This is a genomic window from Christiangramia flava JLT2011, assembly GCF_001951155.1.
GTDB lineage: Bacteria > Bacteroidota > Bacteroidia > Flavobacteriales > Flavobacteriaceae > Christiangramia > Christiangramia flava.
Genome location: NZ_CP016359.1, coordinates 1313468 through 1331403, shown reverse-complemented (window position 1 = coordinate 1331403; position 17936 = coordinate 1313468). Strand labels below are relative to the sequence as shown.

17 protein-coding genes are annotated in these 17936 nt (G+C 37.6%); 11 read left to right on the top strand and 6 right to left on the bottom strand.

Annotated features, from left to right (window positions below; translation table 11 throughout):
- Nucleotides 1-3 precede the first annotated feature (3 nt).
- From GRFL_RS05610 to GRFL_RS05590, 5 genes are all read left to right on the top strand, one after another.
- Nucleotides 4-837, top strand: coding sequence for a hypothetical protein (locus tag GRFL_RS05610; protein WP_083643679.1), 834 nt, complete (start codon nucleotides 4-6; stop codon nucleotides 835-837).
- Between the two features lie 231 nt (nucleotides 838-1068).
- Entirely contained in the window at nucleotides 1069-1437 is a 369-nt protein-coding gene (locus GRFL_RS05605) for a hypothetical protein (RefSeq protein ID WP_083643678.1), read from the top strand.
- Between the two features lie 116 nt (nucleotides 1438-1553).
- Nucleotides 1554-2441, top strand: a complete 888-nt coding sequence (locus tag GRFL_RS05600; protein ID WP_236995887.1) for an AAA family ATPase — start codon at nucleotides 1554-1556, stop codon at nucleotides 2439-2441.
- Nucleotides 2422-3405: a DUF3871 family protein gene (locus GRFL_RS05595; protein WP_083645975.1), complete on the top strand. Its 984-nt coding sequence runs from the start codon at nucleotides 2422-2424 to the stop codon at nucleotides 3403-3405. Before GRFL_RS05600 ends, GRFL_RS05595 begins: the two co-directional genes overlap by 20 nt.
- Nucleotides 3406-3427: 22 nt before the next feature.
- Entirely contained in the window at nucleotides 3428-3688 is a 261-nt protein-coding gene (locus GRFL_RS05590) for a hypothetical protein (RefSeq protein WP_083643677.1), read from the top strand.
- A 157-nt stretch (nucleotides 3689-3845) separates the two neighbouring features.
- Here GRFL_RS05590 and GRFL_RS05585 read toward each other — a convergent pair whose 3' ends face one another.
- Nucleotides 3846-6197 (bottom strand): DEAD/DEAH box helicase family protein, encoded by a 2352-nt coding sequence (locus GRFL_RS05585; protein WP_083643676.1) that lies wholly within the window; start codon nucleotides 6195-6197, stop codon nucleotides 3846-3848.
- A 182-nt stretch (nucleotides 6198-6379) separates the two neighbouring features.
- Here GRFL_RS05585 and GRFL_RS05580 point away from each other — a divergent pair, with 182 nt between their 5' ends.
- Together GRFL_RS05580 and GRFL_RS05575 are read left to right on the top strand one after the other, a co-directional pair.
- The gene (locus GRFL_RS05580) at nucleotides 6380-6658 is read left to right on the top strand and encodes a DUF6471 domain-containing protein (protein WP_083643675.1); all 279 of its coding nucleotides are present in this window, start codon (nucleotides 6380-6382) and stop codon (nucleotides 6656-6658) included.
- Nucleotides 6655-9291 (top strand): N-6 DNA methylase, encoded by a 2637-nt coding sequence (locus GRFL_RS05575; RefSeq protein WP_083643674.1) that lies wholly within the window; start codon nucleotides 6655-6657, stop codon nucleotides 9289-9291. Before GRFL_RS05580 ends, GRFL_RS05575 begins: the two co-directional genes overlap by 4 nt.
- Nucleotides 9292-9565: 274 nt before the next feature.
- On the opposite strand, the gene GRFL_RS05570 is transcribed toward GRFL_RS05575, so the two are convergent.
- Genes GRFL_RS05570 through GRFL_RS05560 form a run of 3 tightly spaced genes read right to left on the bottom strand, consistent with a single transcriptional unit; the run spans nucleotide 9566 to nucleotide 11737 of the window.
- Nucleotides 9566-10006, bottom strand: coding sequence for a hypothetical protein (locus tag GRFL_RS05570; RefSeq protein WP_083643673.1), 441 nt, complete (start codon nucleotides 10004-10006; stop codon nucleotides 9566-9568).
- Nucleotide 10007: 1 nt separating this feature from the next.
- Nucleotides 10008-10562, bottom strand: coding sequence for a hypothetical protein (locus GRFL_RS05565; protein ID WP_139839186.1), 555 nt, complete (start codon nucleotides 10560-10562; stop codon nucleotides 10008-10010).
- A gap of 56 nt (nucleotides 10563-10618) precedes the next feature.
- Nucleotides 10619-11737, bottom strand: coding sequence for a glycoside hydrolase family 130 protein (locus GRFL_RS05560; RefSeq protein WP_236995886.1), 1119 nt, complete (start codon nucleotides 11735-11737; stop codon nucleotides 10619-10621).
- 75 nt (nucleotides 11738-11812) lie between these two features.
- Between GRFL_RS05560 and GRFL_RS05555 the strand changes: the two genes are divergently transcribed.
- On the top strand, nucleotides 11813-13003 hold the full coding sequence (locus GRFL_RS05555; RefSeq protein WP_083643671.1) for a GAF domain-containing sensor histidine kinase: 1191 nt from the start codon (nucleotides 11813-11815) through the stop codon (nucleotides 13001-13003).
- Nucleotides 13004-13033: 30 nt separating this feature from the next.
- On the opposite strand, the gene GRFL_RS05550 is transcribed toward GRFL_RS05555, so the two are convergent.
- A complete protein-coding gene (locus tag GRFL_RS05550; protein ID WP_083643670.1) occupies nucleotides 13034-13411 on the bottom strand; it encodes a nuclear transport factor 2 family protein in 378 nt (125 codons plus the stop codon).
- A gap of 201 nt (nucleotides 13412-13612) precedes the next feature.
- Here GRFL_RS05550 and GRFL_RS05545 point away from each other — a divergent pair, with 201 nt between their 5' ends.
- On the top strand, nucleotides 13613-15646 hold the full coding sequence (locus tag GRFL_RS05545; RefSeq protein WP_083643669.1) for a protein-disulfide reductase DsbD family protein: 2034 nt from the start codon (nucleotides 13613-13615) through the stop codon (nucleotides 15644-15646).
- Here GRFL_RS05545 and GRFL_RS05540 read toward each other — a convergent pair.
- Complete coding sequence (locus tag GRFL_RS05540) at nucleotides 15633-16133, bottom strand: hypothetical protein (RefSeq protein WP_083643668.1); 501 nt, start codon at nucleotides 16131-16133, stop codon at nucleotides 15633-15635. The two genes, GRFL_RS05545 and GRFL_RS05540, sit on opposite strands and share 14 nt — an antisense overlap.
- A 113-nt stretch (nucleotides 16134-16246) precedes the next feature.
- Between GRFL_RS05540 and GRFL_RS05535 the strand changes: the two genes are divergently transcribed.
- A complete protein-coding gene (locus GRFL_RS05535; protein ID WP_158091600.1) occupies nucleotides 16247-16816 on the top strand; it encodes a YdeI/OmpD-associated family protein in 570 nt (189 codons plus the stop codon).
- Nucleotides 16817-16903: 87 nt separating this feature from the next.
- A complete protein-coding gene (locus GRFL_RS05530; RefSeq protein ID WP_083643666.1) occupies nucleotides 16904-17887 on the top strand; it encodes a hypothetical protein in 984 nt (327 codons plus the stop codon).
- Nucleotides 17888-17936: the final 49 nt, after the last annotated feature.

Sequence of the window (17936 nt, the reverse complement as noted above, 5' to 3'; positions counted from 1 at the left end):
GATATGATTTGGATAATACTGGCTGGAATCGCCATTTTTTTTATAGTAAAAATGACCGTTAGTTATCAAAAGGATAATGTTGAATTACAAGAGAGAAATCTACGGGAAAAATTTCATGTACTCATTGGTAGATTAAATGAATATGCGTTTAATAATGCAGGGACTATTACCTTAATTGACAAAAGGGAGTGTAACCTTTATAAAGAAGGAGCAAATCAAATAATCAACTTTTTATATAGTCAAGGGACATTAAATATCACCTGGAAATATAAATATTTTCAAAAAGAGGTTATCCATAAAAAAAGCTTTGTCAACTGTAGAAATTTAAGTCTATTTGAGCAAGGAGATATGGCATCTTCTGTAATAAGTGAGATGCATAAAATAGTGGAAGAGCATAAGAATAAGGTTTTACCTCCTGAAAGAATGGAAAGTTTTAAAGCTGAGCAACCAACTAGAAAAGAAAATCATAGTTCCAGTATTTATGAACTATCTAATAAAAAAAAGGAAGGAATTGCTAGTTTATTGATAGTGCTAGCTGGAGCTGACCAGGATGAAACAAATGGAATTCAAGATGAAGAATTTAAAGTAATAAACAAGTATGTTGAGAAATTTGGGCTAACAGATGAATTTACCTTACTTCAGAATGAAGGCTTATCTGGTGTAATTGAATTATTGAAGAATTTAGATAAATCCCAGAAATATGAACTCTACAGCATTATAGAAGAATTATTAGAATCAGATGGAGAAATCAATGAAAGTGAACTTAATCAAACCAATTTTATTTTTACAGAATTGAATATGTCTGAGTTTATAATCAAAACAATGCCTCCTGCTTAAATTTTTTTTCTGAAAAATTTCTGTAGTTTTCTCTATGAAAGTGCATAATAATCTAAAGAATACCCCCCTGCTTTACTTAGCTTGGGGGATACCCCCCCTCCAAACCTCTGGTTTAAATTTCAAATTATTTAATTCAGGTAATTTCTGTATTGAGAAAACCTAAAATTCAACCCCAACTCCTCTAGACCCTAGGGGAATGGTCCTCGTATAATCTTATAAATTGAAAAAACCATGGTTACAATCGTAGATTACAAAACATTCGAGAATGAGGATGAAGAAAAATTTCATGTTCTAATTGTTCAAGGTGGACTAGAAGCAGTTAAAAGTAAAGAAACTGGTCAAACTTACTTTACAGCTAAAACTGCACGTGTCTCTTGTACATTTGATGAAAACACCTGTAAATCTTTAATGGGTACTGAGATACCTGGTACAATAAAAAAAGTAGAGGTGGAACCTTATGAAATGATTAATTCCCAAACTGGGGAAGTTGCAATGTATTCAAAAAGAAATGTCTTTATTGGAGAAGGAGAAAATGAGGAGGAAGTAGGTAAGGAGAATGCTATTGAAAACAATATAATAGCTGAGGAAGAAGTAATATAAGTAATACCATTACCAAAATTATTAAAGAGAGTTCTTAACAGGGCTCTCTTTTTTTATGTCTAATCGTTGCGTTGATTCATTGTATATGGATTAATGACAACTTCTAATCAAAAATAATGATGAAACTACAACAGGCTCAGAGAAGCCAAGTAAAATTAAGGATAGGGCTTAGTGGTCCAAGTGGTTACGGTAAAACCATGTCTGCCTTGTTATTAGCCTATGGAATTACCAATAACTGGAATAAGATTGCTGTAATAGATACAGAGAATAATTCAGCCAGTCTTTATTCCCATTTAGGAGAGTTTAATGTTTTAAACCTAGAGGAACCATATTCACCTGAGCGATATATAAAAGCTATTCAAACTTGTGAGGAAGCCAATATGGAAGTCATAATAGTAGATTCAATAAGTCACGAATGGAGTGGAAAAGGTGGCTGTCTTGAGATGCATGAAAAACTAGGAGGGAGATTTCAAGATTGGGCTCGTATAACACCCTTACATAATCAATTCATTGATTCGGTAATACAGTCCAAATGTCATGTTATAGCCACGACTAGAAGAAAAGTAGATTATTCTCTTGACCGTGATATGAATGGTAAAACAAAAGTTATGAAATTGGGTACTAAAGAAATTACGAGAGAAGGCTGGGAGTATGAATTGACAGTAAATTTTGAATTTATCAATGATAATCATTTGGTAAAAGCTTCAAAGGACAGAACAGGCTTATTTATGGATAAACCTGAATTTGTAATAAATCCAGCGACAGGTAAAAAGTTGAAAAGTTGGTGTAGTGAAGGTGTCTCTTTAGATAAAGTTAAGAAGGAGATTGCCAAGTGCCATCACCTGAATGGATTGAAACATATCTATGAGAAATATCCTGCCTTAGCCAAGGATCCACTTATTATGGAGCGTAAAAGCGTTATTGAAAATACAAACGCTCAAGTAATTGAAGAAAATAAAGTTGAACAACCAAAAACTACAGAAAATGGAATTAATCGTAAATAACCATCTACAAAAAAATATAGTGGATGAAAATGAGGTAGTTACCACCTCAAATAGAAGCTTTATTGAAGCTAATACAAAAGATGTGACTTTAGAGCATTTAAGAAAAGATTGCATTATTCCTGTATTCGCAAAGGATAATGAAAGCACTATTAGTCATTATCAATTTGTACAAAAGACCAGGGAAATAGCTCAGGATTTATTTCCAGAATTTGATATTGCTGAACCTAATATCAGAACATCTCATTTGATAAAGGGAAGAATACCCTCTGCAATAGGTAAACCTGCAAAAGAGCTGAAAGAGCATGAGAAAACACTCTATTATGAAAGATGTGCCTTTGTCATGGAAATACCTGCTGTTGTAGAAAATATAAATGGCAATAATCTGGCACTTACTATTGGTGGTGTAAGAGCATATAATCAGGAGAATCTATTTAGTAAGAAAAGTCCTGAGAAGTTCAAGGTCTTTATTGGCTTTAAAAATATGGTATGCACCAACCTTTGTATTAGTACAGATGGACTAGCAGACCAGATTAAAGTAACCAATACAGACCAACTCTCTTATGCTGTAGAAGGCTTGTTGCAACAATACGATAGGGAGCATCATTTAGGATTGATGGAAAGAATGAGCAGGCATTATTTAACTGAGAAACAGTTCGCTCATTTTATAGGTAAACTTAGAATGTTTCAATTCATGGATAAATCTGAACAGAAGAAACTATTTCCTGTGGCTTTAAATGATGGACAGATAAATAATGTAGTCAAGAACTATTACACCTGTCCTAACTTTAAACGAAGTGATGATGGTTCTATTAACCTGTGGAGGCTTTATAACTTGTTTACTGAAGCCAATAAGAGCTCATATATTGACAACAATTTTGAGCGGAGTGTAAATGCATACGAATTAACGAATAACCTTGCTAATTCACTGCAAAACAAGTCTGAGAACTGGTTTATCCATAATTAATTATATAGCTCTTTTGAGTAAGATGAATGAGAAACAGTTAGCAGAAATATTGAAATATAGCTCGCCTAATACATTATATATAGTTACCTGGAATAATCTATTAAAACTACTATTCTGTCCATTTGAAGTGATGGTAAAACATCCAATTGGGGATTTAAATGAGGGAGAAAGAGTTCTAGTGGATGCAGTTAAAGTTACCGCTGATATTAAAACTGTATTTATTGTAAAAGGGCGGGCATATTTCTATAGTCATTTCAGGATATTAGATGACCCTTCAGGTTGAAAGATGCCTCATACAAACAAACAAAAAGTTATAAAGTTTAAAGTAAGCGAAGTGGAAGTTTATCTCTTATTAATATTATAGCGAATTAATGTTTTTAAGATAAATTTCCACTATACTTAAACAATACTTAACCGAAACGGATTTTAAACAGAATTCCTTACTTCACTTCTTCCAATTCATTGTTGGAATTCTCTAAAATCTTATAATATGAATTTGCTGTTATTGAATGTAGATATAACTTTTTATTGTTAAAAATTCGAGTTGTTGTGTTGAGATTTAATCTTTTGCCAAGCTCACGAGTTGGAATGTCATATCTTTTTACAATAGATTCATTTAATATTGAAATCCTTTCTTCTTTTTGTGTCTGATTGATAGCAGTTTCTGGATTGGGTAGTTCTTTCTGAAATCTAATAGTTAATAGTCTATTGCCAGTAACAGGGTGTGTTTCTCTCTTACCTTTTTTATGTAAATAGAATAGTCCGTTACATATTCCTATCAATAAATTTCTCTCAAATTTAATAGGCATATTATTGCCATCTATACTTATTTCTTGTAGAAGGATATCTTCAGTTTTATAAGGGACCTCTCGCTGAAATGTCCTTACTAGATAATCATTTAGGTCATTATAATTTATATATTCTGACCAGGCTATTTGGTCATAAATGGCTTTAATCAAATCCAATTTTAACCTTAACTCTTGGTCTCTTTGTAAAAGAAATTTATTGACTGAGGATTTCAGTTTTAATTCTGGTGGAAGACTCGGAATTTCCTCAAAATCATAGCTGAACATAGATTTAATTAAATCCATTACGTGAAATGCTATTAAATGAGGTTTTCTTTTATTAGTATTAACCTCTTTAATGAATTGAAGGCTTTTGCCTCTATCCTTGAAGAACTCATCTATTTCTAAAAGAGGTTCTAACACTTCTTTTATAAACCGTGTATGGATAAAAATTTCATTTAATTTTTTATCAATATCATGAATACCTATCAGTCTTGTTTCAATTTCGGGTAATAAGTATGTTTCGAGATTATAATATAACGTAGTAATCTTATTCTTCTTAGCATACCAATAGGCAGTTTTTAAGAATAGTTCTTGATGAATAATAAAGTCATCAATAAAGTTTTCTAGTTCTTGATTTTTTAAATCTTCAATTTCTTTTTCACCCAAATTTGTATTAGTATAGTCCTCTGTATAATATTTTGTGGTAACACTAATTACATCTTCATAACTGTTAAGAGCATTCGCTAACTCTTCCTCAGAATTATATGTCTGAGCTATCTTGTCAGCAAAGTATGCTTCCTGAATGACCATTCTTGTAATAATATCATTTATTAATTTTCGAGGAGAACCTACTTTATCAGGGTGATAGGCGCTGTCAATTTCTAAAAAAGGTTGATGTTTCTCAGTGTTAATTAATAAATTAACTAGGGTGAGTTCGTAGAACATTCGTTGATGTAATCTTTCTTTATTTACTTCCTTTCTTAGATTACTCATATCTTCATCAGAAGTTCCATATTTATGATTGAGTACATCTATTTCAATATCTAACTTTTTGCGAAACCTTTTCGAAAATTGTTTGATTTCAGTAGGGTTATATTCATTTAGCATTAAAGCTTTACCAATATTGTCATTAAGTATATTAGTCCCTGTACTTATCACATTGGTAGTAATTAAAAAGGTAATTCCTTCAGAAATTATTGAGTTTGTTTCTAACTCATGATAAACCTGACTGCTTTTTTTACTTGCAGTTAAAACAAAGGCTTTTACATTCAAATATTTCTCAATAATATCTTTTATAAGTTCACATTTCCTTGTACTCTTAATATAGATTATATTAAGGCTATCCTTACCAAATTTCTTTAGGCAGTTCTGAGCGAATGAAAGAGCAAGCATAGTTTCCCTTTCATTTGTGTATTGAATATTAACTGTGGCATTTTTGTTTTCCTTCAGTACTTTTATTTCAAATAAGTTCAGAATTTTTGTAATCCCACTATAGGGAGTACCTGTCATTAAAACGACTTTAGCATTCGTGTTGAAAAGTACTTGAACAGTTTTACTAAAAAATTCTCTTTTCTTTCCTGCTCCATATGTGAAAAGTAGAGAATGAGCTTCATCAATAATGATTAAATCATCCTTTCTTAAATCAGAATTAATTTTGCGAAGACTTTTAAAGGTTGAAGTAATTATCCTGTCTTTGGAATTAATATGCTTCCTTTTATTAGTATGATTGAGCTCTAAATCAACTTTGAGACCTTTTTTTTCAATAGTAGTTTTAAATTGACTTTGAATTATGAGAAAGGGACTGCAAAATATAATTCTTCCTGGTCTCTTTTCTTGTAGATGCTTGATACATAAGTTGGCGAAGAATGTGGTCTTGCCACTACCAGGACTAGCATTTAAAAGAATTTTTCTTTCCTCTTCTATGATTGAAGTTATTTCCTTCGAAATTTCGGAGATGTATTTGTTTATATGAATTTCTAATTTTCTAGATTTTTTATTCTTCATAATTACTGTGGAGCAAATATTATTGAGGCATAATTACGCAATTTTTATTTAAAGAAAAATATTGAATAAGATGAAAAAACATCAAAAATGATGAATTAATGTCATAAATGATATTCTAATATATGTTAATGATATTTTATTTCATTTAGTGTATATTTGAATTTATCCTAACATATCTGAATTTGCAGGATTGGAATGAACATTTAAAGAGACTTTTGAAGTCTGAAATGGCTAAAAAAGGTGTCAAGAATGCTGAGCTAGCTGATAGATTGTCTCAACTGGGGATAGATATCAATACGACTAGTTTAAGTAATAAAATAAGTAGAGGAACCTTTTCCGCTACCTTTTTTATGCAATGTTTATATGTATTAGGCTGCCATAACTTAGAAATAATATCACCGTATAAAACAAACTCTGAAAGAGATGAGTTTTATAAGAATCTTTATAAAAAAAATAAATGAAAAACTTATTCTGTAATTCAACTGACCTAAGAAATGAAGCGGATGTAGAAGCCCTTTTTGTTGAAAGACTATTAAATTACTTTTCCTATCCAGATGATAAGGTTCTTAGAAAGAAGTCATTAGATGAAATTGTAATTGGGCGAGGTAGTAAAAAAGAAAAATATAAACCAGATTATGTTTTATTAGATTCTGCAGGTGACCCAATTGTGGTTATTGATGCAAAGTCTCCTAGTGAAAAAATAGAAGACTACTATTATCAAGTATCATCTTATGCTTTGAGTTTAAACCAGAAATATAAGGACCGTAATCCTGTAATATTTACTGTACTAACTAATGGTTTGTATTTGTCAGTATATCCTTGGGATAATAATAATCCTGAACATTTTTTAAGATTTGAAGACTTTATTGCACATAATGAAAGCTTCATTGAACTAAGGTCAAAGTTATCTTTTTCAGCATTTGCACACGCAAAAGCTACCAAGGGTGTTTTTGAACACGAAAGACCAACCTTACATACTTTATTGAAGAAATTTAATGAATGTCACGATTTAATTTGGAAAAAGGAGAAAGTTAATCCTACTGATGCATTTTATGAGTTTGCTAAAATTATGTTCATCAAAATTAGGGAGGATAATAAAATTCATGACTTATTTAAGAGTGGTAAACAGCTTAAAAAAGAAGACTTTGTGTTTTCTGAGCATTGGTTAAATACAATGACAAAAGTAGAAAGTCATCCATTTGATAAAATACTATTTTCCCAAGTTCAAGAAGATTTAGAGGACCAAATTAAAAATAATAAGAAAAAAAGAGTTTTTGAAAAAGGAGAGGGGTTAAACTTGAAAGCCTCTACTGTATTAGAGGTAGTAAAAAAGCTTCAGCATTTTGATTTGTACGGAATAGATGAAGACTTAAATGGACGAATGTTTGAAACATTTTTAAATGCAACTGTTCGTGGAAAAGGTTTAGGACAATTCTTTACTCCAAGAGGTGTTGTGCACTATATGGTAGAGTCTACTCCATTACATGTGAGGGTAAATAAGGCTAATGAAATATCAGAAAATATTCCATTCGTATTTGACGGTTGTTGTGGTAGTGGAGGTTTTTTGATTGATGCGATGGCTCAATTCGTAAGAGATATCCTTAATAAGAAAAATTTATCTAAGCAGGAAAAAGAGGATTATCTAGAAGAGGTTAAAAACAACCATCTATATGGTATCGAAGCAAATGGTAAAATAGCACGTATTGCTAGGCTTAATATGTACCTGCACGGAGATGGTGGTAGTAAAATATTTAAGGCTGATGCTTTAGATAAAATGATACAAGCGGAAGATGGAATTTTAAAGGAAGAGAAGGAGGGGCTTGATGAATTACGTGATGAATTCAATAAAAAGAATTTAAAGTTTGATGTAATTCTTTCCAATCCACCATTCAGCATGAAGTATGATTCAAAGGACCCTAATGAAAAGGTGATTTTGGACCAGTATAAAAAGATTAACAGGGTAGGGACAGCATATTCAAAATCCGAAAAATCTAATGTTTTATTTTTAGAAAGATATTTTGATTTGTTGAAAGATAGTACGGGGGAATTATCAACAGTAATAGATGATACGGTTATTAATGGGCAAAAAAGCCAACGTTATAGAGATTTCATTCTAGAAAATTTCGTGATACTTCAGATAGTTTCACTACCATTTAATACCTTTTTTGGGGCTGAAGCAAATGTGAAGACTTCAATAGTTCATCTAAGAAAGAAATCACCAGGAGAAAAGCAAGGTGAAATTTTTATGGCTATTGCTAATAACATTGGTCATGACGACCATAAAAAGCCTACTCCTGAAAGAAATAATCTGCGGGAAATTATTAGGTATTATGAAAGATGGCAACAAGGCGAAGAAATTGAAGACGTAATAATTAAAAATGAATCTTATGATGAACCTTTATCATGTCCTCTTCAGATATTTACTGTAAAACCAGAGGATTTAAACCCTGAAAGATTAGATGCCTTTTATTACTCACCAGAATTAAGACAAACTAAAGATAAATTAATAGAACTAGGTAAAAAGGGCGTAATTAAATTACATTACGGTAAAGATTTTAATATTATTAAGGATATTAAGAAAAGTCAGGCAAACAAATTATCTGGCTCTACATTCAAATATTTCGAAATTGGAGATGTTACAATTGACGGTACAATTGTAAAATTTAGAGAAGATGAATTTAATAGTTTGCCAACTAGAGCACGTTTACAAGTTAAAAAGGATGATGTGATTTTTGCCAAGAATAATAGTAGTAGGGGAACTACAGTTATAATACCAAAAGAATTTGATGACCAATTAGTAACAACTGGATTTATCGGGATTAGACCTAAAAATCAGGAGGAAAAATATTTATTATGGGGAATTATGGAATCGGAATTTTTTAGGAAACAAATTTATTACCTTTCTATTACCGCATCTCAGCCAGAGGTGAGAGAAAACATTTTTAAGGAGGAAATTATTATTCCAATTCCAGTCAAAAAAGAAATGAGACAGGAAATTATAAACAACGCAATCCAGGCGGAAAAAGCTAGAATTCAATTGAACAATGCAGTGAAGGGTTCTAGTAAGGCAATATCAAATATTTTTGAAGCTTAATAAGCAGAAAAAGGGTACCCTCTTTTAATTAATTTCTGTAAGTGGTTTGAAGATAGCATGGTAAATTAGAATTTTAATCTCTCGTCCAGACCGCAAAATTGCAAAAAGAAAGCTCCTCAAAATGGGGGGCTTTTTTTGGCACTAAAGATTAGTTGTGTTGTTTGTCCCTGGAAGCAGGGATGTGTAGTTAGCCTGCGATTTCTACAATTGTTAGGATACTGGGCTAGCCAATGAGAAGCTTTTTTCCGATTCTTCGGGAGAAGGCTTTTTTGTTTTAGGACCTTTTGGATTTGCGGATTTTTGAAACCTTCTGTTTGAATTTTTGAATTGGAGATTTCCTGGCGATAATGGCCAGACTTAAAGATACCAGGAGCGAGATCGCTGCGGTGGTACCCAGGCCGCCGCCAAACCCCTCAAAAAACCTGCTGCTATTAATGAATAGGATGGAGAAGATCGTTCCGGAGATCGCGAGCAACACGTAACTGCTAAGGATCCTCGAGGAAACCATTCCTATAAAGCTTCCGCCAATAAACACAACGGGTATTTGCTGGGTCAGTTTTTCAGAAAAAAGATCCGGAAAAAAGTAAAAAAATAGTCCTACTAGGAGAGAAAGCAGCGCAGATGCCCGAACAGCACCTTGTTTCAGGTTGTTATTAAGAACATAAGTACTAACTGCTGCCAGGATTCCGGTGAGTATCAGGATTGTTATTTCCATTTCAGAAGATCCAGTAAATTACCGCTGAAGCAAGGGCCACACCACCAAACGCAATGGTGCCTAACTTTCCGCCGAAACCATTAAAAATGTTCTTCGCCAGTAATAGAAAAGTACCGGCAATAAAGCCTGCAAAAATGATGAAATGGAGATTTCCTGCCACTGCAGGCGCCGTCATTCCTACAAATGCGCCGCAATAAACTGCTGCCGGAACTTCTTTGACCAGGCCTTTGCGTTTTTCAGACTTTATAAAACTAGGGATAAAAGATGCCACGGTGCCCGTAGCTCCGGCGGCAATGACGGGTCCCATTTTCAGGTTGATCAGATAGGAAATGATCGCACCGCTCACTACAAAAAGTATTAGAAAACTATCTTTTATGAAGAATCGCTCCTCAGACCTTGGGGACTGGTAATAAGCAAAACTCAGTAAGCCAGAAAGCACCAGAATGATGCCTACCAAAAAGGGAGTTTCAAGTTTCTCAAAAAGAATGGAAAACAGGAAGCTAAATTGTAGGAAGAGAAATAAAAAGAAGGCCAGCCGGCGTAACATTCGATTCATGCCAGCGAAATTAAGGGATTTCTGCTGCAAACAAAAAATGGGTAGCTTTTATTCTTTTATTTGGTGCTCACCACACCGATCATGCTGTCTGCGGTTCCATAGTAGAGAAACCATTTCTGCTGAAAATATACCAGACCCTCAATGAAAGTTGTACCATCCTGGTATTGTCCCGATTTTTCAAAGTCGGTTTCCGGTTGTATAAAAGGTTTTGCTGATCGATCCAGTAATTTCCAGGGTTCGGTAGCGCTGAATAAAGCCTGCCCGCCCGTGTATATTCGGTTGGCAAGATCCTGCTGACCGATATTCCGGGAATTTCCGGCATTGTACAGCACCACGATCCCATCTTTGGTAAGCACTGGCGGTGGTCCTGCTTCCACCAGCCAGGAATCAAAATAACCCGTTCGCGGTTTTAAAACAGCGGCAGCTTTTCCCTCGAAATCTTCCAGCGGGATCCAGTTGATCAGGTCTTCGGAATATGCCAGGTTGATCGTAGGCACACCATAATACATCCAGTATTTTCCATTGATTTTTGTTGCTACCAGCCTGCCATTTTCCAGTTTTGTGACTATTGCACCAGATTTGGTTTCCTGCTCCTGATAGCTTCCATCTTTGTAATTCTGAAAAACCGGGCCGTGTTTATCCCAGTTTATAAGATCTTTAGAAGTTGCTACGGCCAGTTTTGGAACCTTTCTGTTCCACTGCGTATAGGTAAGTACGAATAGCCCTTCTTCGGTTTGTACCAACCTGGGGTCTTCCGTTCCGCCTGGCCATTCATTTGCTTTTTGTGAGTCGTTATCGGGATAGAAAACGGGTTGCTTGTTCTTCTGAAAAGTGATCCCGTCTCCCGAAGTCATGAGTCCAATTCTGGAGCGATGCCCTCCAATCTCCTTTTCTCCCAGTTTTTCTTCTGCGCGATAAAAGACCTGGACTTTGCCATTTTTGACGATAGCTGCCGGGTTAAAGGTGGCCATCGATTCCCAGTACGCCACGTTGCCGGTAATGGGGTCTTTGAAACTGGATTCCGGATCGCTCTGGCTGATAGGTTTGGGATCTTCGGATCTGAAAAACGGACCCAGCATCCAGGTTTTCAGGGAATCCTGAGCATTTAAGGTCTGGAGACTAGCCAGTACGAAAGCAAAAAGAAGCAGGTTTCTGGTCATTTTCTGAATTTTCATCCAAATTAGCATTTTCTGAAATTTTCTTTCGATGCATGGGATATCTTTTATCTTTGGCAGCCAAAAATCTGATTTATGATTCAGCAGGTCTCGACAGAAGAACAGGAATTTTGTCGAATTCACAAGCTTAGCGAATTTGATCTCCAATACCAGGAAATGGCCGAAGAATTCGGGCAAATCACCGATCTTGCAGCTACTATTGCCGGAACAGAGATTTCTTTCCTGAACCTTATCGATAATTACAACCAGTGGTCTATTTCAGCGAACGAATTTCGGAATATTCCGCGAGAAGATTCCATTTGTAGTGTCACCATCCAGTCTGAAGCAGATCATATGGAAGTGAATGGCCTGCACCTGGACGAGCGTTTCCAGTCCAAGGAATATGTGAAAAAAGAAGACGGTTTTCGCTATTATTTCGGTGTGCCACTGCAGCTGGAAAGTGGCGAGAAGATCGGGGCGCTATGCGTGCTGGACCGTGGCGAAAAATCGATCAGTGAAAAGCAACGGCGGTTCCTAAAGTTGCTGGCCGAGGAAATCGTGGGGAAACTCGAAATGAAACGCAAGATTCATGAGTTGGAATATGCCTTGATCACCGCGGAAAAATCCAGAAACCAGATCGCTCATGACGTACGAGGCCCGGTATTTGGAATTTCAGGCCTGGCAGACACCCTTCGGGATGAGGAGATCACCGGGGAAGAAATGCGGGAATACCTAGACATGATCAGTAAATCAGCAAACGGGATCATCGAAATGACCGATGATATTCTAAACAGGGAGGCCCGTCATCATCTGCTGAATGCCCACCTGCTCAATATTCAGGAACTTCGGAATAAGATCCTGGAACTATACCGTCTGCCGGCCGGCGCAAAGGAGCTTTCGCTAAATGTACAGCTTTCCGGGGAACACCAGCAAGTGACTTTCTCTCGAAGAAAATTGTTATCGATCATTGGAAACCTGGTTTCCAATGCCATTAAATTCACTTCGGAAGGTGGAGAAATCAATGTGAATCTGGAAATCCTTCAAAAAGAAGCGTGTTATTTTTTGCAAATTCTGGTAAGTGACAGCGGTGATGGGATTTCCGAAGAAGGCTTACAAAAGATCAATGACCTGGAGCCTGGAACTTCCCTGGGAACCGATGGTGAAAGAGGTTTTGGTCTTGGTTTGCCACTGGTAAAGCAGATGGTTGCCGAGCGAAACGGCGAATTTCATATTTCAGCAGGAAACATAAAAGGTACAAAAGTAGCGATCCAGATACCGATCAAATAAAAAAAAGCCGGGCAGAACCCGGCTCTTCAATTATTTCAGGTCTGGCCAAATAGCCTTATCGTAATAAAAACGTTCGTAAATAATGTGATCCCCGGCCCATTGCTGAACAGCAGTTTGCTCCATCTGGTAGCGTTTGCCATCCTGTAGCGTGGCATCCATCATAGATTCTACGAAAGTAGACTTTTCATTTTCATTAGATCCCACGTTCCTGATCTCCAGATTATGGAATTCCTTAACATTAGAAAGGAATTTTTCCTCATAATCCCGGCAATCTTTTTTGCCTTTGCGCGTTCCTCCTTTTGGCTCGGTCATCACCACATCATCATGGTAATACTGGTCAAAAGCATCCAGCAATTTTCCCTGCTGGAGCTGGCTGTAAATGTCTTTTGCTTTTTCTAAATAACTCATAACAATTTTATTTTTGATCTACCATAAAATCGGTAAAAATGCTGATAATCAATGATCGTTTAACGAATATATAACGCTTGTCACACGATAAATGCTTGCTGTTTTCCTGTTTTACGTAAGAATCGATATTTTTGAACGACCTTTTATGGGTGAGCTTCGGCTTAACGATTGAATTAAACGGAACCAAATTTTTCAGAATCTATGTTTCAAACTCTTATTCGGAAAGGCTTTTTACCGCTTTTCCTGCTCTTTCAAACCATCGCTTTTTCCCAAATACTGAATCCGGTACACTGGGAAACCGAGTTAAACAAGATTTCTGAAACCGAATATGAGCTGATCTTTCATGCCGAAATTGAGCCGCACTGGCATTTGTATGCTACGGAAATGCCTGCGGAAGGTCCCAATCCAACTACTTTCACATTTGAAGCTGCGGGGGAAGATTATGAATTGGTCGGGGGCGTAACACAATCAGAACCAGAAGTGGAATATGACCAGGTTTTTGAAATGGATTTGGCCTATTTTTCTGATGAGGCGCAGTTCCGGCAAAAGATTCGTCTTAAAAATCCCGATCTAACCAGGATCAACGCGGAGATCGAATACCAGTCCTGTGATGACAAAGCCTGTACTTATGATACCAAGAAATTCGCTTTTTCGTTAAATGGCGAGCCAATTGAAGCGGAAACTACTTCGACTTCAGCAAAAGATTCAAGCACTTCAGCTGCTGCGACGCCTTCCGAAGAGTCTATAGAAACGGCTACTTTAGAACCAGAACAAAAACAAAATTTCTGGGGGATCTTTTTCATTGCTTTTTTATCAGGCTTTGCGGCATTGCTGACTCCCTGCGTTTTTCCCATGATCCCGATGACCGTAAGCTTTTTTACCAAGCAGTCACAATCCCGTGCTGCGGGCATCAGGAATGCGATTTTTTATGGTCTAGCGATCATTGTGATTTACGTTTTTCTTGGGACGCTGGTGACGGTGATCTTTGGTGCCGATTCTTTGAACGCTTTATCCACCAATGTCTGGTTTAATATTATTTTCTTTATCCTGCTGCTATTCTTTGCCTTTTCTTTTCTGGGGGCTTACGAGATCGTCCTGCCTAGTAGCTGGGGAACAAAGATCGATTCAAAGGCTGATAAAGGGGGATTTGTCGGGATATTTTTCATGGCTCTCGCCCTGGCTATCGTATCATTTTCCTGTACCGGTCCCATTGTGGGAACATTGCTGGTGGATGCGGCATCAAAGGGCGGTATGGCGCCCGTGATCGGGATGCTGGGCTTTTCTTCCGCGATCGCACTGCCATTCGCATTGTTCGCAGCTTTCCCTGGATGGCTGAATTCATTGCCAAAGTCTGGGGGCTGGCTTAACACGGTCAAAGTTTTCCTTGGATTTCTGGAACTGGCGCTGGCATTTAAATTTTTATCGAACGCCGACCTCGTTTTGCAGATGCACTTTTTGGAAAGAGAAGTGTTTCTGGCGATCTGGATCACAGTGTTTGGAGCCTTGGCCTTCTATTTATTCGGAAAAATAAGGTTGCCTCACGATTCGCCACTGGAACATATTTCAGTGGGCCGATTGCTGACCGGTTTACTGGTGCTGGCTTTTACGATCTACCTTATTCCGGGTTTATGGGGAGCGCCCCTGAAGCTTATCAGTGGTTTCCCACCACCCTTACAATACAGTGAATCCCCTTACGGTGTAGGAAATTCCAAGGGAGGCGGAGTATCCAACGCTTCGGGATTACCGGAAAATGCCGTTTTGGGGCCACACGATATTATCTCTTTCCATGATTATGAAGAAGGAATGGCATACGCCAAAGCACAAGGCCTGCCGGTGATGATCGATTTTACGGGCCATGCCTGTGTGAATTGCCGTAAGATGGAAGAGAGGGTCTGGAGCGAGCCGCAGGTTTTAAACGTGCTAAAAAATGAGATCGTGTTGATTTCTCTGTACGTAGATGACAAACGAGAATTGCCGGCTTCCGAGCAATATGTTTCAGAAGAAACCGGGAAAGATATTGAAACCATCGGGAATAAATGGAGCGATTTTCAGATCACGCGTTATGGGGCGAATGCCCAGCCCTATTACGTTTTGATCGATCACCAGGAAAATAAACTGAATGCGCCAATAGGTTACCAGCCAGATACCGATTCTTATTTGGAATGGCTTCGTGAAGGTATTGATGCATTTTCAGGCGATACAACTATGGAGTCAAAAACGGCTATTTTTCAGTAATGTTTTTTCGGTAAATACCTTCAAAAGCTTTTTGTGTGACCTTCCCGTTGGCATCCAGCACTTCCCAAAGCTGGGTTACGCTGCCATCGTCATTTAAGGTCCAGGTGATCTTATTGTGAACTTCACCAGGCTTTTGTTCGCTTTGCAGCACCATTTTGCTTTCTGAACCAGTGCCCTTCAACTTCAGGATATTACCAGTATTACTGATCCAGAGCTGGTTCCAGGTATGGTCATTTTTATCGAAGTAATTAAAGCTTTTGCCGGAACCGCCGCTGGCTCCGGTCCAGTTTTCCGCAATAATGCAGTGGTCTTCCAGGGCTATCACTTTGTTTTCTCCAATTTTCTTCCCTTCAGGGTTATAGACTTCCCAGTCGCCGATCCAGAAATCGAAACCCCTGAAATCAGCCGAGCAGCAGGCACATTCCTGTGCTTCAATTGTTGGAAACGGAAATATGCTGAGGCTAATAAGTAAGATGAGTGTTTTCATGTGGCTAAAAATATGTAATTTCCTTGCTTATAACCTGAAAGGCAGTTGAATACCCCGTATTTTGATGTGGGCGCCTTCATTTTGATAACGAAACAATCAGAAATATGGAATCCATGATGCAGAACTATCTTCAGAAAGACCGAAAATGGAAGGCAGAGATTGGGCAACTACGCGAACTAGCAATGGCTGCAGGCTTAAGCGAGGAACTCAAATGGGGAAAACCCTGTTACACTTCCGAAGGGAAAAACATCGTGATCATTCAGCCGTTCAAGGATTCCGTGGCACTCATGTTCTTTAAAGGTGTTTTGCTGAAGGATCCTAACGGATTGCTGGAGGAACAGGGACCCAATTCAAGATCGGCCAAGCGATTGAGTTTTAGGAATCCCGAAGAAATTGAAGAGAAACGAATCGCCATCCAGGAATTTTTAAAAGAGGCGGTGGATATTGAAAATCGGGGTGTTCAGCTACCTGAAAATCAGGAAGAACAACGTCTTCCGCCAGAACTGGAAACAATTTTTGAACAGGATGAACCGCTGCGATCGGCCTTCCAGAAATTAACTCCAGGTCGTCGAAGGATGTATCTCATTCATTTTAACGAGGCACAACAGGAAGCGACACGTTCCAGGCGAATTGAAAAAAGCAGGCCGAAAATCATAGCGGGAAAGGGATTGAACGAACGATAATCTCCTTGATTTTCGTAAGCTTCTCTTAAAAATTCTGCGATATATCAGGAATATTTTAAGTTTGCGGGAACCTTGTAAGCTCATAACATGTTACGAAAAGCGTTTTTGATCATTTGCGGTTTGGGATTTTTACATTCCTGCAGCAAGGACGAACCTTCGACTAAAGTTCAGATTTCGAAGAATTCTTTCCTTTTTGCTGCAACCCAGGAAGGGCAGGTGAAACGTTACAATATCAATACCGGGAAAGTTGGGACCTATTCCAGTGGAGCCGGCGATATAACAGGTTTATATGGTTTGGATGTCGATTCGCTCGCGATTCTTTCGATGACCGATAAATCACTGAAAACTTTTGGGATTTCTGGAAATGCACTGGAGGAGAGGTTGGAAGGTTCGCAGTCTCTGGAGCATCCCCACGACCTGGCCGTCAATAATTCCTTTTTCGTAGTGGCTGATGACGCCGATGCCGATGGAGATCCGCTTACCGAAGATAGCAGGTTGTTTGTGTTTCAGCATGAGGGATCCAGTTTGAAATTGCGGAACGTGATTTTTTTGAATTTTCGTGTTTGGGCGGTGGAATTCATGGGGGACGACCTGCTTGTATCACACAAAACCTCTAATAAACTGGCAGTTTTCAACGATTTCCTGGAAAACAGGATCACCAATGTGGTTCGCGCGAATAAAACGGTGACTATAGAAGGCGTAACGCGTATTTACGGGATGGATTTCGAAGATAATCTTTTGGTGCTTTCTGATATTGGTACGGAGACCGCTGACAATGACGGGAGTTTACAAATCATGCCCGATTTTCAGGGCGTTCTAAACGGAGTGGCTGATGGAGCGGCAATCCCGGTTGACGATCAGCTGGTGTTGCAGGGCGCCAATACCAAGTTGGGAAATCCGGTAAAAGTAGTTTACGATTCAGCATATAATGTGATATTTGTGGCCGAACAGTTAAATGGCGGCGGAAGGATCGTAGCTTTTAATAATGCACGTTCGGCAAAAGGGAATCTTGCGCCAGATCTTAATTACCCGCTTGCGAAAGTGTCGGCAATTTACTTTTACACGAGGTAAAAGCAGTTCACAGAAAAATCTTTAAATTCTGAAAAGCCTTGATTTTATT